This window comes from Pseudomonas chlororaphis subsp. piscium, assembly GCF_003850345.1.
GTDB lineage: Bacteria > Pseudomonadota > Gammaproteobacteria > Pseudomonadales > Pseudomonadaceae > Aquipseudomonas > Aquipseudomonas piscium.
Map to the genome: position 1 here is coordinate 4,480,065 of NZ_CP027707.1, position 14,565 is coordinate 4,494,629.

The following is a 14,565-nucleotide window of genomic DNA, read 5'->3' on the forward strand; positions in this document are numbered from 1 at the left end:
TTCGCTATTGGCTTCAGCTACTTGAGTGACACTATTTTGTTGGGGCGCCTTCGGACAGCATCGATCGACGGTCCGAAACGCCCGCTAAAACCACATTCCCATAGAGAGACTAGTCGGGTGTAACCAAAGGAGTGAATCAACAACACCCGGTATCACGATCGGCCTGCTGCCAACGCCCTCGATCACCGCCTGACAGCGGCAAGGCCACGGGTATCGCCCACAGGGATCGCCCCCAACCCTGGCAGCCCTCCTGCTGAAAACGGACATAATGGCCATCATGGGTGGTGGCTAACGCGCCATTGTCTACTGGACGGATAAAGCCGTCAAAAAAACTGTCAGATTTGTCCTGTTTTTATGCAGAAAAGTACCTTGATGATTCAAGAACTTGCCTGAATGCGAGCAAGGTGAGCGCCCTGGGCAAGACCCGGCGAATACCAGGCACAAAAAAGCCCTGAACGGTCAGGGCTTTTTTGTGGGTGGGATCGCGCGACTCAACGGCAGCGGGCCGTCACTTTGACAAGCCCTTCACGCAAGACATGAAGCGGTCTACAGGCAATCATGCACGGCCTTTTTCAGCATGGCAGACTTGGCCCAGGGTGTTCCCTGGTAGAGCGAGACCAGGCTGCCATTCTTCGACTTCACCACTTCCACGACCTCATCCGACGCCAGGCTGCCAGGAGCGGTGATCCGATAGCCATTGGAGATATCGGTCTGAATGGTCCTGGGCGTCTCCCGCTGCCAGACCGGCAAGACACACTGCGCATAGTCTTTCGGCGTTTTGCCAGTCAGCTCACTGACATTCGGCTTGCCCGGTGCCAAAGCCGTGGGTAACGAACACCCGGCCAACAGTCCCATCAGCGACGCCCCTAGCCAAACTCGCATATGTCTTCCTCATCCCTAAAAAATCGAGAAATGTATCATTTACCCGCGCCGATCGTTAGCAGCACTTGCCTCTTTCGCCGAACGGTATCGCCGAGCCGCGATCATCCCCTGATATCTGTCAAAAAAACGTTAACGCCATCACGTCCCCGAACAGGCAAATAACAGTTTGTCCGCGTCGACCTCGATTGGCGGAAAGTTCCTGCTACCTGTCGTCTGCGCACCTTCCTGCACCCTGGTTCATGACACCTGTTGAGGACGATTTCAGCCGGGACGCCATAGATGCAGGAAGATGCTGCGAGGCATTTGAGGAGCAAACTGCGACTGTTCCTACAGTTCTGATAAGCGGTGCAAGCCAACGCGCCCTTTTGGGAATATCTTGGATCGCCAGCACCCCCAAAGCCCAAAGGACGCGGCGATGAACAGCATCAAGACTTTCGAGATTCGCTATTGTTTCGCAGGTTCGCAAAGGACCTTCACTTACCAGGGAGCACGATTGAGCGACAGCGACACCTGGTATCTGGCCTTCCTGCATTCCGGGTGCCTGATTACCCACGACACCCCCTGCGGCGGGACCTACCGCACCATGCAAAGATTCGCGGAGAGCAGCGGCGTCACGTTGGCGAAATGGAGAGAGCTGTCTGAAAAGACCTAGCCCTGCCTCCCCCGCACAGCTCAGCCGTCCGACACTCGCGCAAGGAAGCGCTCAACCTGTCCAATGATCCACTTGCACAACAGCTAGAAACCGCCGGCAAATGCCCGACGCCCCGCCCTGATTTCAGTCCGCAACTCACCGACAAAATTGGCCGCCGCCCGAACACTGGTGAGATGCTCGGTCGAGACCCCGGTAATGAACAGATCGATCCGCCCGCTTTGCGGCTCGAAAACCTTGATCGCCAGGGAGCCGTCGAGGTTGACGCTGCAGGTGCAGGAAAGCGGCAGGAAACCGGACTCCAGGATCTGGCAAAGCTCGTCCATCGAGAGCATGGGAAATTCCTCCTTGGCGGGACCACTTGGAGAGAGTGCCCCTTGAGAATAGGTCACAAGAACGCAGCTCATACCAAGGCATTCACTGGAAAGTGTTACCCAGCCCGCATTTTTGCCAGGCCAATCCGCTCAGTGGCACGCTGCGAGCACGATCCTGACCTTCAGTCGCGGCAGCGTCGGCCGAGCGCATTTTGACGCTGGACCGGCCAGGCGCTATGGTCGCTGGGCTTGCGCACCTTGCCAACCCGAAACGACTTCCTCCAACTCCATCCAGGATCGACGATGGCCACACCCGAACACCCGCATGAAGTGGCCCTGCAGAAGTTTCTCGCGGCGCGCCCGGAGCTTCGTGAAGCACTCGATCACCTCAACCCCCTGGCCGCCCAGGCCAGGGGCGAAACCCAGGAACAATACCGTGCGGAGCGGCTGCACGAAGCCTTCGAGGCCGAGGCGGAACGTCAGGGCCTGTTTGCCTGGGAACTGAGCCTGCAACTGACCGCGCAGAGCACGGAAGAATTCGCCGCGCGGCGGCTCGAAGTGCACCGGGAAGTGGCGGAAATGGCCGACATGCCCTGGGCCGAGTATTGCGAGCTACACGGCCTGCCACGCGATTGAGCACAGCTCGGGCCTTCGATAAAGGATCACTGTCACCATGAGTCAACGCTGATGTTGCCCTCTTCCACCAGCCTCCGAACTAACCCGGGCCTGCTGCGCCGCGAGAAATGGCGCGGCCGCATAGGCTTGTGCCTGGTAGCCAGCCTGTCGGTGCTGGCCGGCATGACCGACGCCATCGGCTTCATGGCCACCGGGGACTTCGTGTCCTTCATGAGCGGCAACACCACGCGCCTGGCCGTCGCCATCAGCGATGCCGACCTCGCCCTGAGCCTGCATCTGGTGCTGCTGGTGGCCACCTTCATCGCCGGCAACGCCCTGGGCATAGTCGTCAGCCGCTTTGGCGGCCGCCGGGCCTTGCCGCTGCTGCTGTGCATTGCCACGCTGCTGTGCGCAGCGGCCGCCTGGCCGTTTGAACAACGGCTACCGGCCGTGCTGGCGGCGATCATCTCCATGGGCATGCTCAATGCCGCCGTCGAGGAAGTGAACGGGCTTCCCGTGGGCCTGACCTATGTTACCGGCGCCCTGTCACGCTTTGGCCGCGGCCTGGGCCGCTGGATGCTCGGCGAGCGGCGCAATGGCTGGCGCATCCAGCTGGTGCCCTGGAGCGGCATGTTCGCCGGGGCCGTGCTGGGCGCCGTTCTGGAGCAGCATCTCGGCCTCGCGGCACTGTTCGTCAGCGGCCTGCTGTCGGCGCTGCTGGGGCTGTTGTCGCTGAAGATCCCCCATCGCTGGCAACTGGGCTATATGCCGCGCTAAAGCCACTTCGCCGGGCCCGGCATAAAGCTTTATCATGGCCCCAGGTTTGCAGACAGAGTTCTTCATGAAGTTCGCCATTGCCCTTTTTTCCGCCGCTCACGCGCCCTCCTCGCGCCGCGCCCTGGCATTCGCCCAGGCGGCGCTGGCCGGAGGCCACGAGATCGTGCGGCTGTTTTTCTATCAGGATGGCGTGTACAGCGCATCGGACAACATCGTCACCCCGCAGGACGAACTGGACCTGCCCGCGCAATGGCGCAGCTTCGTCAGCGAGCACCAGCTCGATGGCGTGGTGTGCATTGCCGCGGCCCTGCGCCGCGGGGTGTTGGACCAGGAGGAAGCCGCGCGCTACCAGCGCCCGGCCGTCAACCTGAGCGCACCCTGGGAGCTTTCCGGGCTCGGCCAGTTGCACGACGCCGTACAGGCGGCCGACCGCCTGATCTGTTTTGGAGGGCCATGAAACATGGCGCAATCCCTGCTGATTATCAGCCGCCAGGCACCCTGGTCCGGTCCCGGCGCCCGCGAAGCCCTGGATATCGTGCTGGCCGGCGGCGCTTTCGATTTGCCGATCGGCCTGCTGTTTCTCGACGACGGCGTGTTTCAGCTGGCCCCCGGGCAGCAAGCCGCTGCCGTGCAGCAAAAAGACCTCAGCGCCAATCTGCAGGCGCTGTCTCTGTTTGGTGTGGAGCAGGTGTTCGCCTGTGGCGCCAGCGTGGCGGAACGCGGCCTCGACCCGGCCGCGCTGAACCTGGACGAGGTGCAGGTCCTGGCCCCGGCCGAACTCGGCGCACTCATTGACCGTTTTGACCAGGTGATCACCCTCTGATGTCGACCTTGCACGTGCTGTCCCACTCGCCCTTCACCGACTCCCGGCTGACCAGTTGCCTGCGCCTGCTCGGCCCGCAGGATGCCATCCTCCTGTGTGGCGATGCGGTATACGCCCTGCAACCTGGCAGCGCGCCACTGGCGGCCCTGCAGGCACGCGGCGAGGCGCTGGCGCTCTACGTCCTGGCGGAAGACCACCAGGCCCGCGGCCTGGAAGTTCCGGCCTGGGCCACCAGTGTCGACTACCCAGCATTCGTCGCCCTGTCGATCCACTACGACAAGGTCAACAGCTGGTTATGAACGCACTGACTGTCGGTGAACGCGCCATCGCCCTGGACAAGGACGGCTACCTGGTGGAACTGGGCGACTGGTCCAGCGAGGTGGCCGACGCCCTGGCCGCGGCGGAACAGATCGAACTGACCCCCGAGCACTGGGAAATCCTCGAGCTGCTGCGCGGCTTCTATCAAGAGTTCCAGTTGTCGCCCGCGACCCGTCCCCTGATCAAGTACACCGCCTTGAAGCTGGGCCCGGACAAGGGCAACAGCCTGCACCTGAACCGACTGTTCAAAGGCACTCCCGCCAAACTTGCCGCCAAGCTGGCGGGCCTGCCCAAGCCGACCAATTGCCTATGACCGATTTCGCCCCGCTGACCACCGAAACGCCCGCCGAGCATCCTTTCGCGCAGTTCGTGCGCATTCTCGGCAAAGGCAAACGCGGTGCCCGCAGCCTCACCCGTGAAGAAGCCCGTGAAGCCATGGGCATGCTGCTCGACGACAAGGTCGAGGATACCCAGCTCGGCGCCTTCCTGATGCTGTTGCGGCACAAGGAAGAAAGCCCCGAAGAACTGGCGGGCTTTACCGAAGCCCTGCGCCAGCGCCTGCAGACGCCGCCGATCAAGGTCGACCTGGACTGGCCCAGCTACGCCGGCAAAAAGCGCCACCTGCCCTGGTTCCTGCTGGCCGCCAAGTGCCTGGCGCAGAACGGCGTGCGCATCCTGCTGCACGGCGGTGGCGCCCATACCGCCGGCCGGCTGTACACCGAGCAATTGCTGGAGCAGTTGCAGATCCCGCTGTGCCGCGACTGGCAGGCGGTCGGTACCGCGCTGGACCAGGGCAACCTGGCCTTCATCCCCTTGGGCGACTGGGCGCCCCAGCTGCAACGCATGATCGACCTGCGCAACACCCTGGGCCTGCGCTCGCCGATCCACTCCCTGGCGCGCATCCTCAACCCGCTGGGCGCGCGCTGTGGCCTGCAAAGCATCTTCCACCCCGGCTATCAGGGCGTGCACCGCGATGCCAGCGGCCTGCTGGGGGACAACGTCATCGTGATCAAGGGCGACGGCGGTGAAATCGAGATCAACCCGGACAGCGCCAGCCACCTGTACGGCACCACCGGCGGCGTCAGCTGGGATGAGGAATGGCCGGCGCTGTCCGAGCAGCGTCATGTAAAACCGGCCAGCCTCGACCCCGAGCACCTGAAAGCCGTCTGGCGCGGCGACGTGCAGGACAGCTACCCGCAACTGGCGCTGATCGCCACCATGGCCCTGGCCCTGCGCGGGCTCGGCATGCCCCGGGAACAGGCGTTCGAGCAGGCTCGGCAATACTGGGATGCTCGCGACAGATCGATTTAGCCGATCATAACTGCCCGACTTTTGCGTAATTAGTTCGAACTCCTCGGATTAAACTGCACGCCAATGCACACTGACCGAGGAGTTTTTTCATGGGCCTGCTGATTGAAGGACGCTGGCACGACCAGTGGTACGAAAGCAGCAAAGACGGCGCCTTCCTGCGCGAACAGGCGCAACGCCGCAACTGGGTGACCGCTGACGGCAAGCCGGGCCCAAGCGGCGAAGGCGGCTTCCGCGCGGAAGCCGGGCGTTATCACCTGTACGTTTCCCTCGCCTGCCCCTGGGCGCACCGCACGCTGATCCTACGCAAGCTCAAGGGCCTGGAAAGCCTGGTCGACGTGTCGGTGGTCAGCTGGCTGATGCTGGAACAAGGCTGGACTTTCGACCGGGCCCTGGGCTCCAGCGGCGACAAGCTGGATCACCTGGATTTCCTGCACCAACGCTACACCGCCGATACCCGCGACTACACCGGCCGCGTCACCGTACCCGTGCTCTGGGACAAACAGCAAAAACGCATCGTCAGCAACGAATCGGCGGAAATCATCCGCATGTTCAACAGCGCCTTCGATAACCTGAGCGGCAACGGCCTGGACTTCTACCCGGAGCCGCTACGCCGCGAAATCGACGAACTGAACGCGCGCATCTATCCGGCGGTGAACAATGGCGTCTATCGCGCCGGCTTCGCCACTTCGCAGCAAGCCTATGAAGCGGCCTTCGACGATGTGTTCGCCGAACTCGACTGGCTGGAACAGCGCCTGGGCAGCAAACGCTACCTGGCCGGCGAATACCTGACGGAAGCGGACATCCGCCTGTTCACCACGCTGATCCGCTTCGACGCGGTGTATTACGGTCACTTCAAGTGCAACCTGCGGCGGATCGCCGATTATCCGAACCTGTCGAACTGGCTGCGGGAGCTGTATCAGTGGCCAGGGATCGCCGAGACCGTGGACTTCACCCATATCAAGGGGCACTACTACGCCAGCCACCGCACCATCAATCCGACCGGCGTCGTGCCGAAAGGGCCGGCGCAGGACTTCGATGCGGCGCATGATCGCGAGCGTTTGAGCGGGCGTGGGGTTTGGCAAGGCAACAAGAAATAACTCAGGAGAGCGATTGCTCTTGAGATCGCTATCGCGGGCAAGCCTCGCTCCTACAGAAGCACAATTGTCTGTAGGAGCGAGGCTTGCCCGCGATGCTTTTCAGACCTGCGACTGCGCGCCTTCGAACCAGGCGAGCTTCTCGCGAAGCTGCACCACTTCGCCGACTATCACCAGGGTCGGCGCATGCACTTCATGCTCCGCCACCAGCTTCGGCAGATCCGCCAGGGTACCGGTGAACACTCGCTGGTTGGAGGTCGTGCCCTGCTGGATCAAGGCTGCCGGCGTATCCGCCGAGCGACCATGCTGGATCAGTTGCTCGCAAATCACCGGCAAGCCCACCAGGCCCATGTAGAACACCAGGGTCTGCGCAGGCGCGACCAGGTCGGCCCAAGGCAGATCGGTGGTGCCATCTTTCAGGTGCCCGGTAACGAAACGCACGGACTGCGCATAGTCACGGTGGGTCAGCGGAATCCCGGCATAGGCCGCGCAGCCGCTGGCCGCGGTAATCCCCGGCACTACCTGGAACGGAATGCCATGGGCCGCCAGCTCTTCGATCTCTTCGCCGCCACGGCCGAAGATGAACGGATCACCGCCCTTCAGACGCAGCACGCGCTTGCCCTGTTTGGCCAGGTCCACCAGTTGCTGGTTGATCTGCTCCTGGGGCAGGGCGTGATCAGCGCGGCGCTTGCCAACATACACCCGCTCGGCATCGCGCCGGCACAGCTCGAGAATCGCCGGTGCCACCAGGCGGTCGTAGAGCACCACGTCAGCTTGCTGCATCAGGCGCAGGGCACGGAAGGTCAGCAGGTCTGGATCGCCCGGCCCGGCTCCCACCAGATACACCTCACCCGGCGCATGGGGCGCTTCGCCGGCGATCTTGGCCTGTAGCAAGCGCTCGGCCTCATCGCCCTGCCCGGCCAGCTGCCGGTCGGCGATCGGTCCCTGAAATACGTCTTCCCAGAAAGCACGACGCTGCTGCACATCCGGAAACAGGCCTTTGACCTGATTGCGAAAACGCGCGGCCAGGCCGGCCAGTTGACCGTAGGTCGAGGGAATCCAGGTTTCCAGCTTGGCCCGGATCAGGCGCGCCAGCACCGGCGCATCGCCGCCGCTGGAGACGGCGATCACCAGTGGCGAACGGTCGACGATCGCCGGGAAGATCACGCTGCACAGGGCCGGCGCGTCCACCACATTGACCGGCGCACAGCGCCGATGAGCATCGGCAGAGACCTGGGCATTGAGCGGTTCGTCGTCGGTGGCGGCGATGATCAGCACGCAGCCGTCCAGGTCCGCCTCGACATAACCGCGCAACAGGCACTCGCCACCACTGGCCGTGACCAGCTCGCGCAACTGTGGCTCCACTTCAGGTGCAACTACCCGCAGCAGCGCACCGGCGTCGGCCAGCAGGCGGGATTTGCGCAAGGCAATCTCCCCGCCGCCGACCACCAACACACGACTGCCGCGCAGGTTATGAAACAGCGGCAGAAATTCCATTTAGCCGATGACCTCGAGGCCGCCCATGTAAGGCTTGAGTACCTCAGGCACACGGATCGAACCGTCGGCCTGCTGGTAGTTCTCCAGCACCGCCACCAGGGTACGACCGACCGCCAGGCCGGAACCGTTCAGGGTGTGCACCAGTTCCGGCTTGCCGGTTTCCGGGTTGCGGAAGCGCGCCTGCATGCGACGGGCCTGGAAGTCGCCACAGTTGGAGCACGACGAAATCTCGCGGTACTTGTCCTGGCTCGGGATCCACACTTCCAGGTCGTAGGTCTTGACCGCGCTGAAGCCCATGTCGCCGGTGCACAGCGCCAGGGTGCGGTAAGGCAGCTCCAGCAACTGTAGGACTTTCTCGGCGTTGGCGGTCAGGCCTTCCAGGGCTTCCATGGAGGTCGATGGCTCGACGATCTGGACCATCTCGACCTTGTCGAACTGGTGCTGGCGGATCATGCCGCGGGTGTCGCGGCCCGACGAACCGGCTTCGCTGCGGAAGCACGGGGTGTGGGCGACGAACTTGATCGGCAGCTGCTTCGAATCGAGGATTTCACCGGCCACGATATTGGTCAGCGACACTTCGGCGGTCGGGATCAGGTACAGATCGGCTTCGTTTTCACGGCTGATCTTGAACAGGTCTTCTTCGAACTTCGGCAACTGGCCGGTACCGACCAACGCCGGTGCCTGCACCAGGTAAGGGGTGTAGGCCTCTTCGTAGCCGTGCTCGCTGGTGTGCAGGTTGATCATGAACTGCGCCAGGGCGCGGTGCAGGCGGGCGATCGGCCCGCGCAGCAGGGCAAAACGCGCGCCCGACAGCTTGGCCGCAGTCTCGAAGTCCAGCCAGCCGTGTTTTTCGCCCAGGGCGACGTGGTCCAGGATCGGGAAGTCGAATGCCGTCGGCGTGCCCCAGCGGCGCACTTCGACGTTGCCCTCTTCGTCATCGCCAACCGGCACCGATTCGTGAGGCAGGTTCGGGATGCCCTGCAGGATCGAATCCAGCTCGGTTTGAATGGCGTCCAGCTCAACCTTGCCGACCGCCAACTCGCCCGCCATGCGCTCGACGTCAGCCATCAGCGGTGCGATGTCTTCGCCGCGCTGCTTGGCCTGACCGATGGACTTGGAGCGCGCGTTACGTTCGGCCTGCAGTTGTTCGGTGCGGGTCTGGACGGTCTTGCGCTGTTCTTCCAGCGCTTCGATGCGTGCTACATCCAGGGCAAAGCCACGGGATGCCAGGCGGTCCGCTACGTCCTGAAGGTTGCTACGTAACAGTTTGGAATCGAGCATGTCGGTCTCTCGTTTATCAAAGTTTGGTCAGGGACAGGCCGGCCCAGGTCGCGAGCAGCCCGCCGAATACGCTGATGGCCGCATAGCCCAGGGCCAGCGGTACCTGTCCGCTTTCCAGCAGACGCAGCGTATCCAGTGAAAAGGATGAAAAAGTCGTCAGGCCGCCAAGGAAGCCCACCATCAACCCGGCGCGCACCTCGATGGGCACCTCCGGGCGTATCAGAAACAGGCCGTACAGCACGCCGATCAGCAGGCAGCCCACGATATTAACGGCCAGCGTCGCGGTATAGAAGTGCCGCGGCCAATTGGCGCTGATCCAGTTGCCGGTGGCAAAGCGCAACAGGGTGCCGGCAATACCGCCCACCGAGACGGCAAGGATCAATGGGATCACGGTTTTCTCCGCTGCTTGGGGCTGGCCCGGTCAAGCTCCGCCAGATGCTTGAGCTTCTCGCCGATCTTCAACTCCAGGCCACGGGGCACGGGTTGATAGAACGGCTGTGGCTCCAGCGCCTCGGGAAAGTAGTCTTCGCCGGCCGCGTAGGCATCCGGCTCATCGTGGGCATAACGGTACTCGTCGCCGTAGCCCAGTTGCTTCATCAGTTTGGTCGGCGCATTGCGCAAGTGCAGCGGCACTTCCAGCGAACCATGTTCGGCGGCGCTGCGCATGGCGGCCTTGAAGCCCATGTACACGGCGTTGCTTTTCGGTGCGCAGGCCAGGTAGGTGATGGCCTGGGCCACCGCCAGCTCACCTTCGGGGCTGCCCAGGCGTTCCTGCACGTCCCAGGCGGCCAGGCACAGGCTCAGTGCCCGTGGATCGGCGTTGCCGATGTCTTCGCTGGCCATGCGCACCACGCGCCGCGCCAGGTACAGCGGGTCGCAACCACCGTCGAGCATCCGCGCGAACCAGTACAGGGCGCCGTCCGGGTTGGAGCCGCGGACCGACTTGTGCAGCGCCGATATCTGGTCGTAGAAGGCTTCGCCGCCCTTGTCGAAACGCCGACGGGTATCGCCCAGCAGGCTTTGCAGCAGCTCGACACCGATTTCCGTGCCGTCTTCGGCGAGATCGGAGGCGTTCTCCAGCAGGTTGAGCAGCCGCCGGCCATCGCCGTCCGCCGCCGCCAGGAGCATCTGGAAGCCCTCGTCACTGAGACTCAGCTGACGCTTGCCCAGCCCGCGCTCTTCGCTCAACGCGCGCTGTACCAGCTTGTGCAGCGCCGCCTCGTCGAGGCTCTTGAGCACATACACCCGGGCCCGGGACAAGAGTGCGTTGTTCAGTTCGAAGGACGGGTTCTCGGTGGTCGCGCCGATGAAAATCAGGGTGCCGTCTTCGACATAGGGCAGGAAGGCATCCTGCTGGGACTTGTTGAAGCGGTGCACTTCGTCGACGAACAGGATAGTCCGGCGCCCGTACTGGGCCGCCTGCTGCTTGGCGATTTCCACCGCCTGGCGGATCTCCTTGACCCCGGCCAACACCGCCGAGACCGTTTCGAAGTGCGCATCCGAGACTTTCGCCAGGAGCCGCGCCAGGGTGGTCTTGCCCACCCCCGGCGGCCCCCAGAAGATCATCGAGTGCAGGGCCCCCTGCTCCAGCGCTTCGCGCAGAGGCTTGCCGCGGGCGAGCACATGTTCCTGACCGACATACTCGTCCAGGTTGGCCGGGCGCAAGCGCGCGGCCAGGGGTTGGGCGATCGGGTCACTGCGAAACAGATCCATGGCGGACGATTGAAACCTCTTGGCGTCGACTTATTCTTGAATCACGTCGGCACCCTTGGGGATGTCGAACTTGAACTTGGAAGCGGCGATCGGCTCGTTGGCCTTGACCCCGGTGAACAGGATATTGGTGCGCTGGCCAACACTGTCGATCAGCTGCATGTCATTCACCAGGCCGTTGCGGAACGACAGGCGCAGGCTGTCGAACAGGGTGTCCTTGGTTTTCGGCTTGAGGATGAAGTCGACCACGCCACCGGCTTCCTTGGCGCTGATGTCGAAGCTTTCGCTGATTTTCGACACATCGCCCGACAGCAACAGGGCCGGGGTCTGGGTCAGGCGCTGGTCCAGGGTCTTGATGGTGACCTGCTCCAGGTCCGGGTCCCACAGGGAAACCTTCTTGCCGTCGGAGACCATCAGTTGCTCCTGCGGCGCATCGGTGTGCCAGTAGAACAGGCCCGGGCGCTTCAGCGCCATGTCGCCAGCGGTTTCCTGCAGCTGGGTGCCGCTGCCGTCGAGGGTCAGCTGCGAGAAGCGCGCGGTCAGGGTCTGGGACTTTTCGAGCAACTGGGTCAGGCGTGCCACGTCTTTCTGATCGGCATGGGCCGACAGCGTCGTTAAAGCCAGTACCGGTACCAGCAACATGCGGATAAGACGCATGGGAGTCCTCATTAGATTCGTGGAAAAAACCGGCGGCGCAGGGTCGCGCCGCCTGTGTCGGGTCATTGTTCAGTCGCGCATCGGACCCGGCGCTATCACTTCGCGGGAGCCGTTGGTGTTCATGGCGGTCACCACCCCGGCCATTTCCATGGCTTCGATCATGCGGGCCGCGCGGTTGTAGCCGATCTTGAGCTTGCGCTGCACCGCGGAGATCGACGCCCTACGGCTCTCGAGGACGAACTGCACCGCTTCGTCGTACAGCGCGTCGGTCTCGGCGTCGTCACCATCGCCACCGCCACTGCCACCGTCGAAGCCGCTACCGGCCTCTTCGACACCGTTGAGGATGTCGTCGTTGTACTCCGGCGCGCCGCGCAGCTTCCAGGCCTCCACCACCCGGTGCACCTCATCGTCGGAGACGAAGGCGCCATGGACGCGGATCGGCAGGCTGGTGCCCGGCGGCATGTAGAGCATGTCACCGTGGCCCAGCAGCTGTTCGGCGCCGCCCTGGTCGATGATGGTCCGGGAGTCGATCTTGCTCGATACCTGGAACGCCATGCGGGTCGGAATGTTGGCCTTGATCAGACCGGTAATCACGTCCACCGACGGACGCTGGGTCGCCAGGATCAGGTGAATCCCCGCGGCACGGGCTTTCTGGGCGATCCGCGCGATCAGCTCTTCGACCTTCTTGCCGACGATCATCATCATGTCGGCGAATTCGTCCACCACCACGACGATGGTCGGCAGCTTGGTCAGCAGCGGCGCTTCGTCGTGGATGCTTTCGCGGTTGTACAGCGGGTCGGTCAGCGGCGTACCGGCTTCGATCGCTTCTTTAACCTTGGTGTTGAAGCCCGACAGGTTACGCACGCCCATCTTCGCCATCAGTTTGTAGCGCCGCTCCATCTCGGCCACGCTCCAGCGCAGGGCGTTGGCGGCGTCCTTCATGTCGGTCACCACCGGGCACAGCAGGTGCGGAATGCCTTCGTAGATCGACAGCTCGAGCATCTTCGGGTCGATCATGATCAGCTTGGCGTCTTCCGGGCCGGACTTGAACAGGATCGACAGGATCATCGCGTTCACCCCCACCGACTTACCGGAACCGGTGGTACCGGCCACCAGCAGGTGAGGCATCTTGGCCAGGTCGGTGATGATCGGCTTGCCGCCGATATCGTGGCCCAGGGCCAGGGTGACCGGGGATTTGAAGTTGTCGTATTCCGGGGTCGACAGCACTTCGGAGAAGCGCACGATCTGCCGGTCCTCGTTGGGGATCTCGATACCTACGGTGGTCTTGCCGGGAATCACTTCCACTACCCGCACGCTGGTCACCGCCAGCGAGCGCGCCAGGTCCTTGGCCAGGTTGGCGATACGGCTGACTTTCACACCGGCGGCCGGCTGGATTTCGTAACGGGTAATCACCGGGCCCGGATGGATGGAGTCCACCGACACCTCGACCCCGAACTCCTTGAGCTTGATTTCCAGCAAATGGCCGACGGCGGCCAGCGACTCGGGGGAATAGTTGAGTTGTTTCTTTTCCGCCGGATCGAGAATCGAAATAGGCGGCAAGGTGCCTTCGACCGCGCTGTCGATGAACAGCGGAACCTGTTTCTCTTTCTGCACGCGCTTGCTTGGCTCGGGCGCTTTTACCGGGGCCGGGGCGATCACCGGCGGGACCTGTTTCTCACGGTCGGACATGTGCTTGCTCAGGGCCTGCTCGCGCTCGATCAGGCGCTCCTTGACCTTGGCCTGCTCACGTTTGTCGGTCACGGTCGGGGCGACCACTTCGTCGACCCGGGCATCCACTTCACGCAACTGGGCGACCAGTTGCTTGCGCTCGGTACGAGCGGCCCACCAGCGGTTGGCGGCGCCCTGGAACAGCTCGAACAGGTCGAGGGTGATCTTGCCGGTCACGTCCATGACCTTGAACCAGGAAAGATCGGTAAACACGGTCAGGCCGAACAGGAACAGCGCGATAAACATCAGGGTACTGCCCTGGATGTTCAGCGCGTTCTTGGCCAGGTCGCCCAGGCTTTCGCCCAGCGCCCCGCCCGCGCCGGCCGGCAGGCCGGTCGCCGCATGGAAATGGATATGCGCCAACGCGGCACCGGACAGCACCAGGAACACCAGGCCGATCAGGCGCCAGGAAAACAGCCAGCCGCTCCACTGCCATGGCTCATGGCGCTGACGGAAGATCTGATAAGTCTTGATCGCCAATAACAACGGGAAGATATAGGCGAAGTAACCCAACACCATAAACAGGATATCGGCGCTGTAAGAACCGGCAGGACCACCGAAGTTCTGTACATCTTCGATCTTGCTGTTATGACTCCAGCCCGGATCGTCTTTGCCATATGTCAGCAATGCCATCATCAGGAACAGGCACAAGGCCCCAATGGCGATCAACGCACCTTCCTTGAGGCGGTAGTGCAAATGCTGGCGCCAGAGTGGGACTACTGTTTTAGGTGCTGCGGTGGATTTCTTCAAAACGCGTCTTTTCCTGCGCCATGGGCGCGTCCAACTGTTGATCGACTAAAAAATACTGCCCAATCCAGGCAGGTAAAAAAGTTGACGAGTGTAACTGGGGCTACTTTTAACATTCTGCCCACGCATTGCGAAACTGTAAGAGCTGCCGCGTGCACTGCC

General features: G+C 62.8%; 17 protein-coding genes. 9 read left to right on the forward strand and 8 right to left on the reverse strand.

The window, feature by feature from the left end; genetic code table 11:
• Positions 1–546: 546 nt before the first annotated feature.
• A complete protein-coding gene (locus C4K38_RS20125) occupies positions 547–882 on the reverse strand; it encodes a hypothetical protein (RefSeq protein WP_053279886.1) in 336 nt (111 codons plus the stop codon).
• A gap of 415 nt (positions 883–1,297) precedes the next feature.
• Between C4K38_RS20125 and C4K38_RS20130 the strand changes: the two genes are divergently transcribed.
• On the forward strand, positions 1,298–1,534 hold the full coding sequence (locus tag C4K38_RS20130) for a DUF6555 family protein (protein WP_053279887.1): 237 nt from the start codon (positions 1,298–1,300) through the stop codon (positions 1,532–1,534).
• Positions 1,535–1,617: 83 nt separating this feature from the next.
• Here the strand turns inward: C4K38_RS20130 and C4K38_RS20135 are convergent, their stop codons facing one another.
• Positions 1,618–1,866, reverse strand: coding sequence for a DUF1652 domain-containing protein (locus C4K38_RS20135; protein WP_053279888.1), 249 nt, complete (start codon positions 1,864–1,866; stop codon positions 1,618–1,620).
• Between the two features lie 282 nt (positions 1,867–2,148).
• Between C4K38_RS20135 and C4K38_RS20140 the strand changes: the two genes are divergently transcribed.
• The 8 genes from C4K38_RS20140 to C4K38_RS20175 all read left to right on the forward strand — a co-directional run bounded on the left by C4K38_RS20140 (position 2,149) and on the right by C4K38_RS20175 (position 6,786).
• A complete protein-coding gene (locus C4K38_RS20140; RefSeq protein ID WP_053279889.1) occupies positions 2,149–2,481 on the forward strand; it encodes a DUF6388 family protein in 333 nt (110 codons plus the stop codon).
• Between the two features lie 51 nt (positions 2,482–2,532).
• The gene (locus tag C4K38_RS20145; RefSeq protein ID WP_053279890.1) at positions 2,533–3,237 is read left to right on the forward strand and encodes a YoaK family protein; all 705 of its coding nucleotides are present in this window, start codon (positions 2,533–2,535) and stop codon (positions 3,235–3,237) included.
• A gap of 64 nt (positions 3,238–3,301) precedes the next feature.
• Complete coding sequence (gene tusD / locus C4K38_RS20150) at positions 3,302–3,694, forward strand: sulfurtransferase complex subunit TusD (protein WP_053279891.1); 393 nt, start codon at positions 3,302–3,304, stop codon at positions 3,692–3,694.
• Between the two features lie 3 nt (positions 3,695–3,697).
• Positions 3,698–4,060, forward strand: a complete 363-nt coding sequence (gene tusC / locus C4K38_RS20155) for a sulfurtransferase complex subunit TusC (RefSeq protein ID WP_009049762.1) — start codon at positions 3,698–3,700, stop codon at positions 4,058–4,060.
• Entirely contained in the window at positions 4,060–4,359 is a 300-nt protein-coding gene (gene tusB / locus C4K38_RS20160; protein WP_053279892.1) for a sulfurtransferase complex subunit TusB, read from the forward strand. Before tusC ends, tusB begins: the two co-directional genes overlap by 1 nt.
• Entirely contained in the window at positions 4,356–4,691 is a 336-nt protein-coding gene (locus C4K38_RS20165) for a TusE/DsrC/DsvC family sulfur relay protein (protein WP_025804683.1), read from the forward strand. The genes tusB and C4K38_RS20165 overlap by 4 nt, the downstream gene beginning before the upstream one ends.
• The gene (locus C4K38_RS20170) at positions 4,688–5,689 is read left to right on the forward strand and encodes a glycosyl transferase family protein (RefSeq protein WP_053279893.1); all 1,002 of its coding nucleotides are present in this window, start codon (positions 4,688–4,690) and stop codon (positions 5,687–5,689) included. The genes C4K38_RS20165 and C4K38_RS20170 overlap by 4 nt, the downstream gene beginning before the upstream one ends.
• A gap of 89 nt (positions 5,690–5,778) precedes the next feature.
• Positions 5,779–6,786, forward strand: a complete 1,008-nt coding sequence (locus tag C4K38_RS20175; protein WP_053279894.1) for a glutathione S-transferase family protein — start codon at positions 5,779–5,781, stop codon at positions 6,784–6,786.
• A 99-nt stretch (positions 6,787–6,885) separates the two neighbouring features.
• On the opposite strand, the gene cysG is transcribed toward C4K38_RS20175, so the two are convergent.
• The 6 genes from cysG to ftsK all read right to left on the reverse strand — a co-directional run bounded on the left by cysG (position 6,886) and on the right by ftsK (position 14,406).
• Positions 6,886–8,280, reverse strand: a complete 1,395-nt coding sequence (cysG, locus tag C4K38_RS20180) for a siroheme synthase CysG (protein ID WP_053279895.1) — start codon at positions 8,278–8,280, stop codon at positions 6,886–6,888.
• Positions 8,281–9,561, reverse strand: a complete 1,281-nt coding sequence (gene serS, locus C4K38_RS20185) for a serine--tRNA ligase (RefSeq protein ID WP_053279896.1) — start codon at positions 9,559–9,561, stop codon at positions 8,281–8,283.
• Between the two features lie 16 nt (positions 9,562–9,577).
• Positions 9,578–9,952 carry a fluoride efflux transporter CrcB gene (gene crcB, locus C4K38_RS20190; protein WP_053279897.1) on the reverse strand — a complete coding sequence of 125 codons (375 nt, stop codon included), beginning with the start codon at positions 9,950–9,952 and terminating at the stop codon, positions 9,578–9,580.
• Positions 9,949–11,274: a replication-associated recombination protein A gene (locus tag C4K38_RS20195; RefSeq protein WP_053279898.1), complete on the reverse strand. Its 1,326-nt coding sequence runs from the start codon at positions 11,272–11,274 to the stop codon at positions 9,949–9,951. The genes crcB and C4K38_RS20195 overlap by 4 nt, the downstream gene beginning before the upstream one ends.
• Before the next feature lie 30 nt (positions 11,275–11,304).
• The gene (gene lolA, locus C4K38_RS20200) at positions 11,305–11,928 is read right to left on the reverse strand and encodes an outer membrane lipoprotein periplasmic chaperone LolA (protein WP_007929220.1); all 624 of its coding nucleotides are present in this window, start codon (positions 11,926–11,928) and stop codon (positions 11,305–11,307) included.
• Between the two features lie 69 nt (positions 11,929–11,997).
• Entirely contained in the window at positions 11,998–14,406 is a 2,409-nt protein-coding gene (ftsK, locus tag C4K38_RS20205; protein WP_081001549.1) for a DNA translocase FtsK, read from the reverse strand.
• Positions 14,407–14,565: the final 159 nt, after the last annotated feature.